Annotated in this window: 1 protein-coding gene; it reads right to left on the reverse strand. The window is 65.4% G+C overall.

What is annotated here, in order from left to right:
• Positions 1-121: 121 nt before the first annotated feature.
• Positions 122-1,720, reverse strand: coding sequence for an IS1634 family transposase (locus AB0O15_RS47930; RefSeq protein ID WP_364334925.1), 1,599 nt, complete (start codon positions 1,718-1,720; stop codon positions 122-124).
• Between the last annotated feature and the right edge of the window lie 217 nt (positions 1,721-1,937).

Raw genomic sequence — 1,937 nt, forward strand, 5'->3', positions numbered from 1 at the left:
TACGGATCAAGGAGACACGACGTCAGCGAGCGACCAACACCCATTTTCAGCCCGGAACGGGCCACCTCGCCAGAGGCGACAGGGACTAGCCCCGGACTTCGCACATGGTTGTGGACTGCCGTTATAGCCAGCGTGGTCGGGTGGGGTCGACGTTGAGCAGGGCGAGGAGTTGGTTTTGGAGCCATCCGGGGTGGGGGATTTTGGGTGGTTGCTGGTCGTGGGCGGGGATGAGTCGTAGGTAGTTGAGGGCTTGCAGGATGAGCCGGCCGGTGGGTTTGACGGCCCGGTTGTCGAAGGCGTAGAAGCCGACCATGTCGGTCTGGTCCTGCTCGGCGAGCCGGAGGCGGACTTCACGTTCGATGAGGCTGAAGATGAGCAGGGCCAGGCAGATCACGGTGATCAGGGCGGTGATCCTGCGGTTGGTCTGCAGGAACATCGGTGCGACGGCGAGGGGTCCTTTGATCGTGGAGTAGCGCTGTTCCACGGTGTTCTGGGCTTTGTAGCGGCGTAGGACTTCGGCGGCGTCCGCGTCGGCGGCCTCAAGGTTGGTCAGCAGCGCGTACCAGCCGTCGGTAGCGGCTTCAGCGTCGATCGTGTTCTGGTCGAAGTGCCAGGTGAACACGGGTTTGCCGGTGTCCGGATCGAGGGTGACGGTGGTGTGTAGGTAGGCGCCGACACGGCGTTTCTTGCTGATCTGCGCGGCTTTCGCGGTGACGGCGTCGATGTCGGGGTGATAGCGGGTGCCGGCGGTGCGTATGAGGGTGTCCAGATCGGTGCGGGCTTTGCCGAGTTTCAGGTCGCGGGCGGCCCGGGCGGCGTGCTGGTTCGCGGTGGAGTGGACCAGGATCCGTCGGACCTGGTGCACCCGGTCGGTTTTGCGTGGCCCGGCAAGGTGCATGACGTCTTGGGTGACCCGGTAGGCGCAGCGCTTGGCGGCCGGCTTGTTGATGTCTCGCGCGGCGATGTAGTCCACCGGCACGGTGGCGGCCGGGTCGATACCCGCGAACAGGCCGGCCGGGACCCTTGCCGCGGCCAGCGGGGCGAGGAACCGGACTCGGGCGTCGGTCATCGCGGTGAGGTTGCCGTAGGAGATCAGTTTCGAGTCCCCGACCATCAAGAACCCGGGCGTAGCGGCCAGGTCCTGCAACGCGTGCATGGCGTCGACGACCTGCGCGATCTCGCCCGCGCCGCCGTCGTAGACCTGATGGAACACCGGGACCGCTCCGTCAGCGCTGACCGCGATGCCCGCCTGGATCTGTTTCAAATCCGGGCGCCGGTCTTTCGGATGCCCCCACCCCGGCTGCGGATGGTCCGGGTCGTTGTGGTCGTAGGCACCGAACAGCGAGACCGACGTCATATCCCAGTGCAACCGGGTGACATCGATGCCGAACCTGTCGATCGCCGCCGCGCCGACCGTCCCGACGATGGTGTCGGTGTGCTCGGCGACCGCGCCCAAAGCCCGGCCGAGCCGGTCGTCGCCCAACGCGGACGCGGCGATCCCGTAAACCTCACCGACCGCCCACGCCCTCGCCCAGTCAACAACCCCGGCCATCGCGGACGGGTTCGTCAACCTGTTCGCGATCAAGACCTCGATGACCTGCCCATGCGTCGCGAACGCGATATCCCGGACCGGGCACAACTCGTCGATGATCCCGGCAATGTCGATTCGGCGGCAGAAGTCCGCGATCACCGGCAGCGACCCGAGGCGTTTCTCCAGCACAACACCCTCGACCAACTCAGCACGAGGACGCACAGCACTACGACGAGGAGCACCCAGCACACCCATACCCAGACCAACACATCGATCTTCATAACAGTGACGGACTGTCAAGCCCCGGGTTGGATGGAGAGTTAATTAGTTGGTTTCAGGGGTGCGGTGACCGGCTGGGTCATCGCGTGGATGGCCTCGTATTCGGCAGGTGGGACGTGTCCGAGTT

Origin of the sequence: Actinoplanes sp. NPDC089786 (assembly GCF_040684855.1) — a bacterium.
GTDB lineage: Bacteria > Actinomycetota > Actinomycetes > Mycobacteriales > Micromonosporaceae > Actinoplanes.